The following is a 13,344-nucleotide window of genomic DNA, read 5'->3' as shown; positions in this document are numbered from 1 at the left end:
CGTCGTCAGGGTCAACAGTGACACTTCCTCAGGTGCCGGGGCGGCGCCCGATGAGTTTGACCGTCGTGCCCACCTTGCCCAACTCCCACATGCGTACCGCGTCGGCTGGCAACAAGTTGACACAGCCGTGTGAGCCGATCGCCTTGTCGTGGAGGTAGGTGGTGGTCTGGTGGAAGCCCATGCCCTGGGTGAAGTGCTGCCAGTACGGTAGCCACACCTCGTACGGGTCGGACCACTCCTTCACGTTCCGGAAGTTGATTTTGAAGGTGCCGGCCGGGGTGGCGTAGCCGGGCATGCCCGTCCGGGTCACCGTCGGCTTCATGATCACCTTGCCGTCCCGCATCGCCCAGGTGGTCTGCCGGGTCAGGTCGATGCAGAAGGTGGTACCCGAACCGGCCCGGCAGGCCCGCACGTCCGTGGTGGCCAGCCGCTTCGCCACGTCGTACGTGGTGGGGCCGGCCCGTCCGACGGCCGGGCGGATGTCGTACCGCTGCTGGAACTTCTTGATCGCGGCGCAGTCGGCGGCGGACTGCCGGCCGTCGACGGTGACCGGGCCGAACCCGCCGAGCTGGGCGAGGTAGGTCTCCACCGCCCGCTGGTGCTCGCCCTGCGGGCAGCCGCTGGCCGGTGACGCCGTCGTGGTGCGGGGCGCCGGCCGGCTCGCGGTCGGCTTCGGTGTCGGCTTGCTGCGGGTCGGAGCGACCGTGGGGGTGGGACGTTTCCGCTGGTCCGGCCCGGGCGAGCCGCCCGCCCCCGTTTTCTGCTCCGCGACCCGGACCGGGGTGCGGCCGGCTGCCGGATCCCCGTCCTTACGCGGCTCGGGCGTACACGCTCCGGCGCCGAACAGCGTGATCGCTGCCAGGGTGAGCACCCGAACGGTGGGACGTGATTTCCTCATCTGCCCTCCCGACGCAGCCATCGTCTGCTAGACGCGTAGCCGTACCCGTCCGGTTGCACCCGGTGAGGAGATTTTTTCGACAACCTCGCCGACGTGCAAGACTGGTGGGTCGGCCGGAGGACCGTTGCGGCTGCGTACGGCGGCTGTGCACGGCGGCTGCGGGAGGAGACATCGGCGTGAGCGGTGGACCACTGATCGTCCAGTCCGACAAGACCCTGCTGTTGGAGATCGACCACCCCGACGCGCAGTCCTGCCGGATGGCGATCGCGCCCTTCGCCGAGCTGGAACGCTCCCCGGAGCATGTGCACACCTACCGGCTGACGCCGTTGGGGCTGTGGAACGCGCGGGCCGCCGGGCACGACGCCGAGGCCGTGGTGGACGCGCTGCTGCGGTTCTCCCGCTACCCGGTACCGCACGCGCTGCTGGTGGACGTCACCGAGACCATGGACCGGTACGGCCGGTTGCAGCTGGTCAACGACCCGGCGCACGGCCTGGTGCTGCGGGCGCTGGACCGGATGGTGCTGATCGAGGTCGCCAAGAGCAAGAAGCTCGCCGGGATGCTCGGCACCAAACTCGACGACGACACCATCGCGGTGCACCCGTCGGAGCGGGGCCGGCTGAAGCAGGCGCTGCTCAAACTGGGCTGGCCGGCCGAGGACCTGGCCGGGTACGTCGACGGTGAGGCGCACCCGATCGAGCTGGCCGAGGCGGGCAAGGACGGCAGCCCGGCGTGGAGCCTGCGGTCGTACCAGCGGGAGGCGGTCGAGGCGTTCTGGGCCGGCGGGTCGGGCGTGGTGGTGCTGCCCTGCGGCGCCGGCAAGACCATGGTCGGGGCCGCCGCGATGGCCGAGGCGAAGGCCACCACCCTGATCCTGGTCACCAACACGGTCGCGGGCCGGCAGTGGAAGCGGGAACTGGTCGCGCGCACCTCGCTGACCGAGGAGGAGATCGGCGAGTACTCGGGCGAGCGCAAGGAGATCCGCCCGGTCACCATCGCGACGTACCAGGTGCTCACCTCGCGGCGCGGCGGCGCCTTCACCCACTTGGACCTGTTCGGGGCCCGTGACTGGGGGCTGGTCGTCTACGACGAGGTGCACCTGCTGCCGGCGCCGATCTTCCGGTTCACCGCCGACCTCCAGGCCCGGCGGCGGCTCGGCCTGACCGCCACCCTGGTCCGGGAGGACGGCCGGGAGGGCGACGTGTTCAGCCTGATCGGCCCGAAGCGGTACGACGCGCCGTGGAAGGACATCGAGTCGCAGGGCTGGATCGCCCCGGCGGAGTGTGTCGAGGTACGGGTGACGTTGACCGACGCGGAGCGGTTGGCGTACGCGACGGCGGAGTCCGAGGAGCGCTACCGGGTGGCGGCGACCGCGCGGACCAAGCTGCCGGTGGTGAAGGCCCTGGTGGACCGGCACACCGACGAGCAGGTACTGGTGATCGGCGGGTACATCGACCAGTTGCACCAGCTCGGGGAGTACCTGGGCGCCCCGATCGTGCAGGGTTCGACCACCAACAGGGAGCGGGAGCGGCTCTTCGACGCGTTCCGTTCCGGGGAGCTGCGCACCCTGGTCATCTCGAAGGTCGGCAACTTCTCCATCGACCTGCCGGAGGCGGCGGTGGCGGTGCAGGTCTCCGGGACGTTCGGCTCGCGGCAGGAGGAGGCGCAGCGGCTCGGCCGGGTGCTCCGGCCGAAGGCCGACCGGCGGCAGGCGCACTTCTACACGGTGGTGTCCCGGGACACCATCGACACGGAGTACGCGGCGCACCGGCAGCGTTTCCTGGCCGAGCAGGGGTACGCGTACACGATCGTCGACGCCGACGACGTCCTCGGTCCGCCGCTGCCCACGGTCGACTGACGGGTGGGATCGGGCCGGCCCGGGATCGGACGACCCCGGGCCGGGCACCTACCGCGACGACCGTCATGCGGGCTGCAACGGGCGGGCCGGATCCCCTTCGGTGGTGGTGGACCGGCGACGGCGGGGTGACCGCGCGGCGAACACGAGCAGCCACACCATGAGGACGACCTCGCCGACGAACGTGACCGCGGTGACCTCGACCGCGTACCCGGCCGAGACCAGCACTCCGATCGAGTCGGCGAGATAGCCCGCACCGGCGATCGCCACGAGCACCGCCACCCACGTCGGCACCGTGGGGGACCGCCAGGCCAGCCACCCGACCAGCATCAGGTGGACACCGAAAACGATCAGCCCCAGGCTCCAGACGTCCTGGAATCCGGTGATCTGCGCGTACACCCGTTGACTGTTCCGGTCGGTCGCCGCACCGTCGTGCAGCAGACCGGCGGCGGCGATCAGGTGCGTGATCGCGACGGCGAAGACGACCCCGTACCCGGTGCGGCACGAGGCCGAGAGCAGCGCGACGGCGCGGTGGGTGTCGGCGAAGAACGCCCGCAGCGACCAGGCGACCAGCACGTCGAGGCAGGCCACCGTGAACAGGGCGACGACGGCGAAGACGAAGAGCTGGTGATGCGACAGCAGCCGGGTGGTGGTCTCGACGGGGTCGGCGGAGACCATCCGCTCCACGACGCCGAAGGTGGCCAGCCCCGCGAGGACCGCCATCGACAGCAGGCCGAGCCCGGCGGCCAGCGCCGACCGGCTCGCCCGGAGGTCACCGTCCACACCCGTCGCTGCGTCCGGCTGCCCGGTGGTGGTGCCCGGCTTACCGGTGGTGGTGCCCGGCTGCCCGGCGGTCGCGGGTGCGAAGCCGCGGACGAGCAGCAGGATGCCGAAGACGACCTCGAACAGGCCTCCCGGGATCGCCAGTACGACACCGACCGAGGCCCCCGTCAGCTCGGCGACCATGCCGGTCGCCAGCAGCGCGTACCCGGCGAATCCCCAGATCGCCAGCCAGCGCGGTACCCAGCGCCGCCGGTGGAGGGCCAGGCAGAACGGCAGGCTGCCCAGCGCCAGCGCCAGCATGGCCACCTGGTACGCGATGTCGGCGGCGCCGGCACCGACCGGGTCCAGCAGGACGATCCCGGCGGTGAGCAGGAACGCCTCCGCGCCCCGCGCGACGAGGTAGGTCCAGGCGGCCCCCGGATGAGGTCGGCGCAGCACCCGGAAGACCAGGACGCCGATGGCGAACACCATGACGGAGTTGAGTACCACGAGCACCGTCCCGGCGAACTGCCCGGCGAGAGCGCTGCCGATGCCGTAGAAGCCGAACGCCAAGAGGATGAACGCGCCGGCGTATCTGCCGGCTGCTGTGAGGGACATGGTCAACTCCAATTTTCGTACTAAGTACGTCGTACTAAGTACGATACGCTTGGCGGGGAAGCCGGTCAACGGAATGTCAAGAGGGTGGGAACCACGCGGTGGGTGGACCAACACGGCAACTGAGCCGCGAGCGGGTACTGCGGGCCGCGATCGGTATCGCCGACGCGCACGGCCTGGGGGCCTTGACCATGCGGTCACTGGCCGCCGAACTGAACACCAAACCGATGTCGCTGTACCACTACATCAGCAACAAGGACGAACTCCTCGACGCCCTCGTCGACGGTGTCTTCGCGGAGATCGACCTGCCGGTGGTGGGTGGTGACTGGCGAACCGAGGTACGCCGACGGTCCGTCTCAGCCCGTACGGTCCTCGCCCGGCACCCCTGGGCGCTGGCCCTGGTCGAAACCCGGACCAGCCCCGGGCCGGCCACCCTGCGCCATCACGACGCCATGCTGGGCGTGCTGCGGGCCGGCGGATTCTCGCTGGAGATGACAGCCCACGCGTACGCGATCGTCGATGCGTACGTCTACGGCTTCGTGCTGCAGGAGGCATCGCTGCCGTTCGACAGCGCAGACACCGCCAACGCCGTCGCAGACTCGATCATGGACGGCTTCCCGGCAGGCGATCACCCGCACCTGGTCGAGTTCGCCACGCAGCACGTCCAACAACCCGGATACCACTTCGGCGCGCAGTTCGAATTCGGCCTCGACCTGATCCTCGACGCGCTGGCGGCACGCAGGGAAGGGCTGGCGGGTTGCTGAGTGCGACCCGCCAGCCCCCCGACGCGGCTGGTCAGCCGGCGCCGCCGGCCCGGAAGGCGACCCAGGCGTCGCTCATCCGGTCCGCCTGGCCCGGGGTGAACATGTTCATGCAGGAGTCCTGCGTGTAGTCCATGAAGTTGTGGATCGGGTCCAGCCCCGGGGCGGCGCAGGAGTCCGCACCCACCGGGCAGTTGAACTGCGGAGCTGCCTCGCGCGGGGTGTCCTCGACGAAGTCGCCGGAGGCGGAGCAGCCGTGGGCGAAGGTGTGCTCCAGCATCATCCAGTGCCCGACCTCGTGGGTCAGCGTGTCACCCAGGGCGTACTTGCCGGCCGTGCCGCCCGGCATCGACTCGTCCAGAAGCACCACGCCGTCGATGTAGTCGCGGCCGTTGTTGTAGCCCTTCGGGAAGTACGCCCAGCCGAGCAGGCCACCACCGATGTTCGCCGCGTACACGTTCAGGGTGCGGGAGTCGCCGGTGTAGAGCGCCTTCTTCATGTCCCGCTCGTTCTTGCCCGGCACGACGGTGTACCAGGCGCTGTTCACCGTCCAGGTGGTCTCGACGAGCGAGAACCGGAACGGCGTGTCCGCCGCGTCCGGCGCGGTACGCCCCGCGAACGAGTCGTTGAGCACCTCCATCTGCGCCGCGATCATGGTGTTCCACCGCTGCTTCTCGCTGGCGGTCAGCTCGTGGTCGGAGATCATGTGGAAGACCGTGGGCACGGTGACGCTGCCGTTGGCCAGCCGGGGCGCATCCTTGATCACGCCGTAGGCGTTCGCCTCGTTCTTCGAGTACAGCTCCGGCTCCTGGGCGGTGGCGCCCTCGGCGACCCGGGCCACGCTGTGCGCATCGGCGCCCGGCTCGCACGCCTCGACACCCGGGGAGGCGGTCGCGGGGGCCGCCGTGATCGCCGCACCGGAGGCACCACCGCCGGCCAGGAAGGTGGCGGCGGTAGCGGTCAGGACCGCCAGTCGGAAGGTGGGTCTTCTGTGCATCCTTGCACCTTTCAGGCATGAGGGGGGAGGCCGAGCGGGATCACCGGGGGCCTCCGCAACGAGGTCAGCGCCGTCGTCGTTCCGGTATGACAACACGTCGGCGACGTCATGAACAGCCCCTCAGGGCCGGTAAGGCGACAGAATCCGTACCGGCCGAACCCGCCGCCTGCCTGTCCACCGCCCTCAGCTCTCCCCCGATGATCCACTCCGTTTTCAGGAAACCGGGCCATCGCGCCGGGGCGGACACCCCGACTACCTGGAAACCGAGTGGATCATGGGGGTGGGGCGAAACCGAGGCGCGGTCAGCACGGCAATGATCGATCCCAGAGCCGAGCTGCTGCGCCAACCGGTCGGGCACGCACAAAGGAAGCAGCGCGACAGGCAGCCCATCGGAGCCCCTGCCGCGCAGACCCACGGGGCCCTGGCGGCGGCTCCCGTTCCGGCGTACCTACTTCTCGGCGACGAAGACGCCGCGTCCCGGGCGCCCGACCAGGATCCCCCGCTCCCGCAGCGTCGCCATCGCGCGACTGATCGTCGACTGGGACAGGTTGTACTCGGCGGCAAGGGCACGACCGGAGGGCAACTGGGAGCCAGGCGGGTATGCCCCTTCCTCGATCCGCTTCAGCAGATCATCGATCAACTCGTCCATCGTGGGCGGAATAGGCACGTCACGGCCCCTTGCAGTCGGTTGGCCCTCCCAGTATCGATCGACGGTCCGAGATAGGCAAAGCATGTGCCCACGAAGACAAAGCTAAGAATTATGGGTAGCAGACAACGTTGACATAGGTGGTTCAGTGTCGGTAGCGTCACCGTCAGCGACGAGGTGGCGGAAGCGGTCGGTTGGCGCCTTCGTGGACGGCCCGCGTCGCGCCGGACGGCCCTGCCGCCGTACCCGCCGGTGAAGGCTGCGGCGACAGGGCGGGGGTGACCCTGCCGGACCCGAACTGGCAGGGGCACCCCCTTCCATCCAGGTAACACCACCAAGACCAAGATCGCCCAAACGGAAGGTGACCCTGCCGTGCGTAGATTCCTGCGCCGACTGCTGTCCACCCGCCACCGGCCCGGCCACCGCCGGTACCGTCCACCGGAGACAACCGCCGACGCGGTCGTGGACGGGCGCACCGGGTACCCGCCGCTGCGGCCCTGGCAGGTCCGCGAACGCTGCTTCAACCACCGCCGCCAGGGGCTCGACCCGACCGAGGTCACCGCGTTCTTGCACCGGGTCGCCGGCGAACTCGCCGTCGCGCAGACCGCACTGGCCGCCGTCCGCGAGGAGAACACCCGCATCAAGGACGCCCTCCGCGCGTGGCAGTCCGCCCAGGCCCCCAGCGCGTACGAACTGGCCGGCCGATGAGCCTGTCCCCGGGTACCCGATGGGTGATCCACCTGCCGGTCACCGTGCCCGACCTGGCCCGGGCCCGGATGCTCGCGCGGACCGCCGCCCGTGCCCTGGCCAGCCTCACCCGGGCCGTGGACACCGGCGAGGTCACCGTCTCCGAGGAGGACAGTCAGGGCGTACGCCACCGGGTGTACTGCGACCGGCTGCTGCCCGGCGGCGGACGGTGTGCGCTGCCCACCGACCACCTGGTGCCGTGCACCCGGCGGATCGTCCGCCACCAACGGAACACCCTCCGGTTCCGCTGACGTCGGCCGACGCGCTGGCGGACGACTGACACACTCACTGCCGTGAATGCCACGGTCAGGAGGTCACGATGATGTGGTCGGGTGTGCGGAGCGGAGCATCGCGGTTGCGGCGGTGGGGCCCGGAACTGACCGCAGGGCTGACCGCCCTGTCGGTCGGGGTACTGGCCGGGTCACTGGCGACCGGGCCGGCACCGGCCTCGGCCGGACCGGTCGGCACCCTGGCGACCGAGGTGACCGCCACCGTCTGGGCGCACTCGCCCACGACCGCCGAGTACCAGATCACCGGCGGCTACACCGCCAACTCCACCGGCAACCCGGTGACCATCCGCCGGACCGGCGTCGGGGCGTACACGGTCGTCCTGGAGGGCGCGGCCACCAGCGGTGGCGTCGCGCACGTGGTGGCGTACGGCGGCGGGCCGGTCCACTGCACGGTCGTCGCCTGGGGTCGCAGCCTGAGCGGGGTGGACCAGGAGATCCTGGTCCGCTGCTTCGCGGCGACCGGCGCGGCGGTGGACAGCCGGTTCGTCGCGACCTACACGAACGTCCGGCAGATCGGTCAGGGACGGTTGGCGTACTTCTGGACCGACCAGGCGGTGCCGACCGGGCTACGGACCATCACCCACGGCTACCGGTACGACTCCACCGGCGGGCCGATCTCCTACGAGCGGATCGGCACCGGACACTACCGGTTCCACATGAACCGCAATCCGGACAGCGAGTACGGGGCGCCGATCTTCCCGATGACGCACGTGACCGCGTACGCCACCGGGGCGGTGCACTGTCAGACCGGCTGGCCGGACAGCCGGGAGGTGTGGTGCGTCAACGCGGCCGGCAACCCGGTCGACTCGCGGTTCACCGTCACGTACGGCTCCCGGGTCGACCTGCTCGGCAGGTCCACCGGCCCCCGGTTCGCCAGCGGCACGCTCTACCGGGACACGGTCCGCGACGGCCGGATCTCCGGGGACAGCTACAACTCGACCCTCCCCGGGTACGGCGGCACCTCCGGCACGGTCTTCGGCACCAACGTCGGGCAGTACATGATGACGTTCACGGGTACGGCGACCCCCTTCGGCACCGCCTTCGTCAACGCGCACCGGGGCATGTTCGACAGCGATCCCCGGGGGCACTGCGTCCTGGTCGGCTGGTCCAGCCTCGGTGCCGACACCCAGATCCGGGTCAACTGCTACCGCTATCTCGGCGTACCGGCCAACCTGAACGCCCGGATCTCGTTCACCACCTGGCCCGCCGGCTGAGAAATCGGGGATCCACCCAAAAAGTGAGCGGACAGGTCAGGAGGCAATCCGTCGGGTGGGCGCCGCCTCCTGAGCCTGCGCCGCTTTGCCGGTGTCCCGGAAGACCCACCGACCACCCCTTGGCACCCGTACGACTCTGGCCCGCTTACGCAGATGCTGGACGCTCCGGATCGACAGATCCACGCCGCCGTCCGCGACCTTCAGGTCGAAGGAGAGCCCTGTGGCCTTCGTCAGCTTGGCCAGCGTCCCCAACGACGGTTCGTGATCGCCACGCTCAAGCCGGGCAATGGCTGGCTGGGTAAGTCCGGTGGCCTTGGCCAGATCCCGCTGGGTCAGACCAGTCCGGGTGCGGTGGGCGACGACTCTGACTGCGACAGCCCGGGCGAAGGCAGTCCGGTCCCACTCGACCTGGAACTGCGGGTCTTGGCGATTCTCCGCAACAACCTGGTCCAGGGTCTTCATGTCGGAAAGCTTCATGCTTCCTCCTCCACCTCGTCCAAGCGCTGTTCCGCGTTACTGGTCGCCCGTCTGAATCCCCTGGGATCCACCTCTGCCTCCGGGCCGATGGCGCCGACCACCAGAGCGGAACCAATCTGACGGTAGAAGGCGCGCCACGGGGAGCGGCCCGCGCGGGGGCGAAGCTCACGCAGGGCGTTGGCACCTCTGATGTCCGACGTGTGGGGATAGCCGAGGGTCGGTCCAATCTCCTGAAGTTTCTTGAGCGCGTTGAGGATCGCCACACGCTCGCGTGGGCCGATCTTGCCAAGCTCAAGGTCGGCTTCCGGGTGGACGAGGACGACCCAGTTCACCCAGCCAAGATAACACGCCTGCTATCAGGATGTCGGACGCCCGGTGGCCGGACAACATCACCCGATCGGCAGTTCCGGGCCGGGCGTGCGGAGGGGGGCGAGCAGGTCGCCGTACTTATCGACCCGGTCGAGCACCTCCCCGGCGGTGTACGGCTTCGTCGCCGGCCGCTTGCCGGCCGCGCCGGCCTCGACCTCGTCCCAGGTCAGCGGGGTGGAGACCGACGGCATCGACTGGGCCCGCAGGGAGTACGGCGCCACCGTGGTCTTCGCCGCGTTGTTCTGGCTCCAGTCGATGAAGACCTTGCCGGGGCGGAGGTTCTTCGCCATCTTCGACACGACGAGCTTCGGGTGTTCCCGCTCCAGTTCGGCGGCGATCCGGTGGGCGTACGCCGACACCTCGTCGGCGTCCTGGGTACCGGCGATCGGACAGCAGAGCTGCATGCCCTTCTTCCCGGACGTCTTCGGGTAGGCGTCGATCCCGTCGGCGGCCAGCCGGTCCCGCATGAGCAGCGCGACCTGGCAGCACTGCCGGAGCGTGGCCGGCGCCCCCGGGTCCAGGTCGACGACCATCATGTCCGGGTGCGCGCCGATCCGCCACTGCGGGGTGTGCAGTTCCAGGGCGGCCAGGTTGGCCAGCCAGACCAGGGTGGGCAGGTCGTCGGCGACCACGTAGTCGATGGTCTCCCGGCCCTTCGAGGAGCCGGGGGCGGGCAGGGTCTCGACGCGTACCCAGTCGGGCGTCGACGCCGGCTTGTTCTTCTCGAAGAACGACTTGTCGCCGACCCCGTTCGGGAAGCGGATCCGGGTCACCGGCCGGTCGGTGAGGTGCGGCAGGAGCACCGGGGCGATCCGGGTGTAGTAGTCGATCACCTCACCCTTGGTGAACCCGACCTCGGGGAAGAGCACCTTGTCCAGGTTGGACAGGACGAGTTCCCGCCCCTCCACCTCGACGCGGGTCTTCCGGGTGTCAGCCGGCATCGTCGACCTCCTCCGGGGGTTTGTCCGGGCGTAGCCGCAGCAGCCGGGGGAAACGCAGCCGCCCGTCCGGGGTGCGCTGCCCGTACTTCACCTCGACCACGATGGTGGGTCTTACCCAGATGGCGCCCCGGGCATCCTCCCGGGGCACGTCGCCCCGGAACGGCGGGTCGGAGGTACGCAGCGGCTCCAACTCGGCGAGGAGTTCCCGTTCGACGGCCGCGCCGATCCCGCCGCCGACCCGGCCCCGGTAGGTCAGTCGGCCGTCCGGTCCGGGCACCCCGACCAGCAGGCCACCGATCCGCCGGGCGCCGGGACGCCAGCCGCCGACCACGAAGTCCCCGGTCACCTCCAGTTTGACCTTGACCCAGTCCGGGGACCGCACGCCGGCCCGGTAGACCGAGTCGACCCGTTTGGCCAGCACCCCCTCCAGGCCGTGTTCCCCGGCGGCGGTGTAGGTGGCCGGTCCGTCGGGGAAGTCCGGGGGTACCGCCCAGCGGGCCGCACCGAGGCCGAGGTCGGCCAGGGCCGCCCGGCGCCGGTGGTACGGCCAGCCGGTCAGGTCGGTGCCGCGCAACCGGAGCAGGTCGAAGATCAGGTACGTGACCGGGGCGGCTGCCGCGAGCCGGGCCGCCCGGTGCCGGTCCCGGACGTGCATCCGCTCGGCCAGCGCGGTGAACGACGGTTGCCCGGTCGTCCCGAAGAGCACCACCTCGCCGTCGAGGAGCGCGTCGTCCACCTGCTGGTGCAGGGTGCCCAACTCCGGGTACGCGGCGGTGATCTCCACGCCCGACCGGGCGTACAGGTGCTGCCGGCCGCCGGAGATGTCGGCGAGGGCGCGTACCCCGTCCCATTTGAACTCGTACGCCCAGCCGGGGCCTGCGGGCAGCTCCCCGGTGATCGCGAGCATCGGCCGAAGCGGTGCGCCGGGCACTTAAAGCGACCGACAACAGGACTGGCGGGGCTGCGACACGCCCTGGCACGTCGGCTGGCGGCGTTGTCGTCGTCGGCCATGCAACACCGGCATGACCTCCTCCTCCGCCTTGCCACCCTCGGCCAGGCCCCGCCTCGCCGCCACCGCCCTGTTGCCGCTCGCTCTTACCGACTGTAGATCGGCGGCGAACCCGTCGCGCCCGGTTCGTTCGGATGCGATCCTGGTCAATACCGGGGGAAGGGAGCGCAGATGCGGGCCATCTGGAAGGGTGCCGTCTCGTTCGGCCTGGTCTCGATCGGGGTGAAGCTGTACTCCGCGACCGAGGAGAAGGACATCCGCTTCCACCAGGTGCACCGGGCCGACGGCGGCCGGATCCGCTACAAGCGCACCTGCTCGGTCTGCGGCGAGGAGGTCACCTACGACGACATCGCCAAGGGGTACGACATCGGCGGCGGCGAGATGGTGATCCTGACCGACGAGGACTTCGCCGACCTGCCGTTGACCAGTTCCCACGCGATCGACGTGCTGGAGTTCGTACCGGCCGAGCAGGTCGACCCGATCCTCTACAACAAGGCGTACTTCCTGGAGCCGGAGGGCGCGGCGACCAAGCCGTACGTGCTGCTGCGGGACGCGCTGCTCGACTCGGAGCGGGTGGCGATCGTCAAGGTCGCACTGCGCCAGCGCGAGCAGCTCGCCACCCTGCGGGTACGGGAGGGGGTGCTGCTGCTCAACACGATGCTCTGGCCGGACGAGATCCGGCAGCCCGACTTCGGTTTCCTCGGCGAGGACATCACGGTCCGCCCGCCGGAGCTGGCGATGGCCAGCTCGTTGATCGACTCGATGACCGGGGACTTCCAACCGGACGCCTTCACCGACGACTACCGGGCCGCGTTGCAGGAGGTCATCGACGCCAAGGTGGAGGGGCGGGAGATCGTCGCACCCGAGGAGGAGGAACGCGCGCCGGCCGCCGCGGTGGACCTGATGGCGGCGTTGAAGGCGTCGGTGGAGCGGGCCCGGACGGCCCGGGGCGAGCCGACCGGCGGTCGGGAACCGACCCCGATCTCGGCGGCCCGCTCGGCGCAGAAGGCGGCCGGGATGAAGCAGGCCGGGAAGCAGAAGACCGAGGAACGGAAGGCGGCGAAGGCACCGGCGAAGAAGGCCGCGAAGAAGACGGCCGGGAAGAAGGCCACCGAGGCGGAGAAGGCGCCGGCCGCCAGGACCGCCGCGAAGAAGGCAGCCGGGGACGGGAACGGCGGGAAGAAGGCCACCGGGACGGCGAAGGCGCCGGCCAAGAAGGCTGCCGGCGCCCGGAAGACGACCCGCAAGACCGCCTGACCGGTACCCCCGATCCGGTCGACGCCACACCTGCGCAGCCGGCGGGCCCGCCGGTCAGGGCAGCCCGAGCTTCTGGGTGACCGTCACCTTCACGATGATCCGCTGCTCACCGGACTTCCGCCGGGGGTAGCGGTCCCGGCCGAGGTACTTACGGGCCATCTTGTCGATGTGCTCGTCGGCGCCTTCCTCGACGAGTTCCGCCGTGCCCTTGACCCACAGGGTGCGGAAGTCGTTGGCCCGGTCGGAGACCGAGATCGCCACCGCCGGGTTGCGCGCGATGTTGCGGTACTTCACCCAGCCTTTGACGATGTTGAACAGGATGTGCTCGCCGTCGGTGTCCACCCAGACGGGGGTGACGTGCGGGGTGCCGTCCGGCTCGACCGTGCCGACGTGCGCGAGGTGCGATTCGGACAACAGGGCGACATCTTCTTCGGTGAGTATCGACATGGCCGAGAACCTACCCCCGCGCCGTCCGGCGTGGCGGGTACCGTTGCCCAGACCTCTCGGG

At 70.2% G+C, this 13,344-nt stretch carries 15 protein-coding genes; 6 read left to right on the top strand and 9 right to left on the bottom strand.

The annotated features are described in order from the left end of the window. Positions 1–28: 28 nt before the first annotated feature. Complete coding sequence (locus GSF22_RS03430; RefSeq protein ID WP_208811245.1) at positions 29–898, bottom strand: L,D-transpeptidase family protein; 870 nt, start codon at positions 896–898, stop codon at positions 29–31. 176 nt (positions 899–1,074) lie between these two features. Between GSF22_RS03430 and GSF22_RS03425 the strand changes: the two genes are divergently transcribed. Further along, positions 1,075–2,754: a DNA repair helicase XPB gene (locus GSF22_RS03425; protein ID WP_208811244.1), complete on the top strand. Its 1,680-nt coding sequence runs from the start codon at positions 1,075–1,077 to the stop codon at positions 2,752–2,754. Between the two features lie 63 nt (positions 2,755–2,817). Here GSF22_RS03425 and GSF22_RS03420 read toward each other — a convergent pair whose 3' ends face one another. Then, on the bottom strand, positions 2,818–4,131 hold the full coding sequence (locus GSF22_RS03420; RefSeq protein ID WP_208811243.1) for a DUF4386 domain-containing protein: 1,314 nt from the start codon (positions 4,129–4,131) through the stop codon (positions 2,818–2,820). A 98-nt stretch (positions 4,132–4,229) separates the two neighbouring features. Here GSF22_RS03420 and GSF22_RS03415 point away from each other — a divergent pair, with 98 nt between their 5' ends. Next, positions 4,230–4,892, top strand: a complete 663-nt coding sequence (locus GSF22_RS03415) for a TetR/AcrR family transcriptional regulator (RefSeq protein ID WP_208811242.1) — start codon at positions 4,230–4,232, stop codon at positions 4,890–4,892. A 31-nt stretch (positions 4,893–4,923) separates the two neighbouring features. On the opposite strand, the gene GSF22_RS03410 is transcribed toward GSF22_RS03415, so the two are convergent. Both GSF22_RS03410 and GSF22_RS03405 read right to left on the bottom strand, forming a co-directional pair. Continuing rightward, entirely contained in the window at positions 4,924–5,886 is a 963-nt protein-coding gene (locus GSF22_RS03410) for a zinc metalloprotease (RefSeq protein ID WP_208811241.1), read from the bottom strand. 448 nt (positions 5,887–6,334) lie between these two features. Beyond that, entirely contained in the window at positions 6,335–6,553 is a 219-nt protein-coding gene (locus GSF22_RS03405) for a GntR family transcriptional regulator (RefSeq protein WP_208811240.1), read from the bottom strand. A 351-nt stretch (positions 6,554–6,904) separates the two neighbouring features. Between GSF22_RS03405 and GSF22_RS03400 the strand changes: the two genes are divergently transcribed. The 3 genes from GSF22_RS03400 to GSF22_RS03390 all read left to right on the top strand — a co-directional run bounded on the left by GSF22_RS03400 (position 6,905) and on the right by GSF22_RS03390 (position 8,783). Further along, complete coding sequence (locus GSF22_RS03400; RefSeq protein ID WP_307803690.1) at positions 6,905–7,240, top strand: DivIVA domain-containing protein; 336 nt, start codon at positions 6,905–6,907, stop codon at positions 7,238–7,240. Beyond that, positions 7,237–7,530 carry a hypothetical protein gene (locus tag GSF22_RS03395; RefSeq protein WP_208811239.1) on the top strand — a complete coding sequence of 98 codons (294 nt, stop codon included), beginning with the start codon at positions 7,237–7,239 and terminating at the stop codon, positions 7,528–7,530. Before GSF22_RS03400 ends, GSF22_RS03395 begins: the two co-directional genes overlap by 4 nt. Positions 7,531–7,598: 68 nt before the next feature. After that, entirely contained in the window at positions 7,599–8,783 is a 1,185-nt protein-coding gene (locus GSF22_RS03390; RefSeq protein WP_208811238.1) for a hypothetical protein, read from the top strand. Between the two features lie 36 nt (positions 8,784–8,819). Here GSF22_RS03390 and GSF22_RS03385 read toward each other — a convergent pair whose 3' ends face one another. The 4 genes from GSF22_RS03385 to ligD (GSF22_RS03370) are packed head-to-tail and all read right to left on the bottom strand — an operon-like array spanning position 8,820 to position 11,501. Beyond that, positions 8,820–9,260 carry a helix-turn-helix domain-containing protein gene (locus tag GSF22_RS03385; RefSeq protein WP_244365969.1) on the bottom strand — a complete coding sequence of 147 codons (441 nt, stop codon included), beginning with the start codon at positions 9,258–9,260 and terminating at the stop codon, positions 8,820–8,822. Next, positions 9,257–9,592 (bottom strand): type II toxin-antitoxin system RelE/ParE family toxin, encoded by a 336-nt coding sequence (locus GSF22_RS03380; RefSeq protein WP_208811237.1) that lies wholly within the window; start codon positions 9,590–9,592, stop codon positions 9,257–9,259. The genes GSF22_RS03385 and GSF22_RS03380 overlap by 4 nt, the downstream gene beginning before the upstream one ends. A 57-nt stretch (positions 9,593–9,649) precedes the next feature. Further along, complete coding sequence (ligD, locus tag GSF22_RS03375; protein ID WP_208811236.1) at positions 9,650–10,570, bottom strand: non-homologous end-joining DNA ligase; 921 nt, start codon at positions 10,568–10,570, stop codon at positions 9,650–9,652. Next, positions 10,560–11,501 carry a non-homologous end-joining DNA ligase gene (ligD, locus tag GSF22_RS03370; RefSeq protein WP_208811235.1) on the bottom strand — a complete coding sequence of 314 codons (942 nt, stop codon included), beginning with the start codon at positions 11,499–11,501 and terminating at the stop codon, positions 10,560–10,562. Before ligD (GSF22_RS03370) ends, ligD (GSF22_RS03375) begins: the two co-directional genes overlap by 11 nt. 249 nt (positions 11,502–11,750) lie before the next feature. Between ligD (GSF22_RS03370) and ku the strand changes: the two genes are divergently transcribed. Continuing rightward, positions 11,751–12,836, top strand: coding sequence for a non-homologous end joining protein Ku (gene ku / locus GSF22_RS03365; protein WP_208811234.1), 1,086 nt, complete (start codon positions 11,751–11,753; stop codon positions 12,834–12,836). Between the two features lie 54 nt (positions 12,837–12,890). Here ku and GSF22_RS03360 read toward each other — a convergent pair whose 3' ends face one another. Continuing rightward, positions 12,891–13,283 carry a PPOX class F420-dependent oxidoreductase gene (locus tag GSF22_RS03360; protein ID WP_208811233.1) on the bottom strand — a complete coding sequence of 131 codons (393 nt, stop codon included), beginning with the start codon at positions 13,281–13,283 and terminating at the stop codon, positions 12,891–12,893. Positions 13,284–13,344 lie beyond the last annotated feature (61 nt).

It is taken from the genome of Micromonospora echinofusca, from assembly GCF_017614955.1.
Taxonomy (GTDB): domain Bacteria; phylum Actinomycetota; class Actinomycetes; order Mycobacteriales; family Micromonosporaceae; genus Micromonospora; species Micromonospora echinofusca_A.
Note: the sequence above shows the minus strand (reverse complement) of the source record. Positions and strands in the feature narration are given on the sequence as shown.

Excerpts from the sequence above, each read along its gene's own strand:
- GSF22_RS03430 (WP_208811245.1), bottom strand. The coding sequence starts at position 898 with ATGAGGAAATCACGTCCCACCGTTCGGGTGCTCACCCTGGCAGCGATC.
- GSF22_RS03420 (WP_208811243.1), bottom strand. The coding sequence starts at position 4,131 with ATGTCCCTCACAGCAGCCGGCAGATACGCCGGCGCGTTCATCCTCTTG.
- GSF22_RS03410 (WP_208811241.1), bottom strand. The coding sequence starts at position 5,886 with ATGCACAGAAGACCCACCTTCCGACTGGCGGTCCTGACCGCTACCGCC.
- GSF22_RS03395 (WP_208811239.1), top strand. The coding sequence starts at position 7,237 with ATGAGCCTGTCCCCGGGTACCCGATGGGTGATCCACCTGCCGGTCACC.
- GSF22_RS03390 (WP_208811238.1), top strand. The coding sequence starts at position 7,599 with ATGATGTGGTCGGGTGTGCGGAGCGGAGCATCGCGGTTGCGGCGGTGG.
- GSF22_RS03385 (WP_244365969.1), bottom strand. The coding sequence starts at position 9,260 with ATGAAGCTTTCCGACATGAAGACCCTGGACCAGGTTGTTGCGGAGAAT.
- ligD (WP_208811236.1), bottom strand. The coding sequence starts at position 10,570 with ATGCCGGCTGACACCCGGAAGACCCGCGTCGAGGTGGAGGGGCGGGAA.
- ku (WP_208811234.1), top strand. The coding sequence starts at position 11,751 with ATGCGGGCCATCTGGAAGGGTGCCGTCTCGTTCGGCCTGGTCTCGATC.
- GSF22_RS03360 (WP_208811233.1), bottom strand. The coding sequence starts at position 13,283 with ATGTCGATACTCACCGAAGAAGATGTCGCCCTGTTGTCCGAATCGCAC.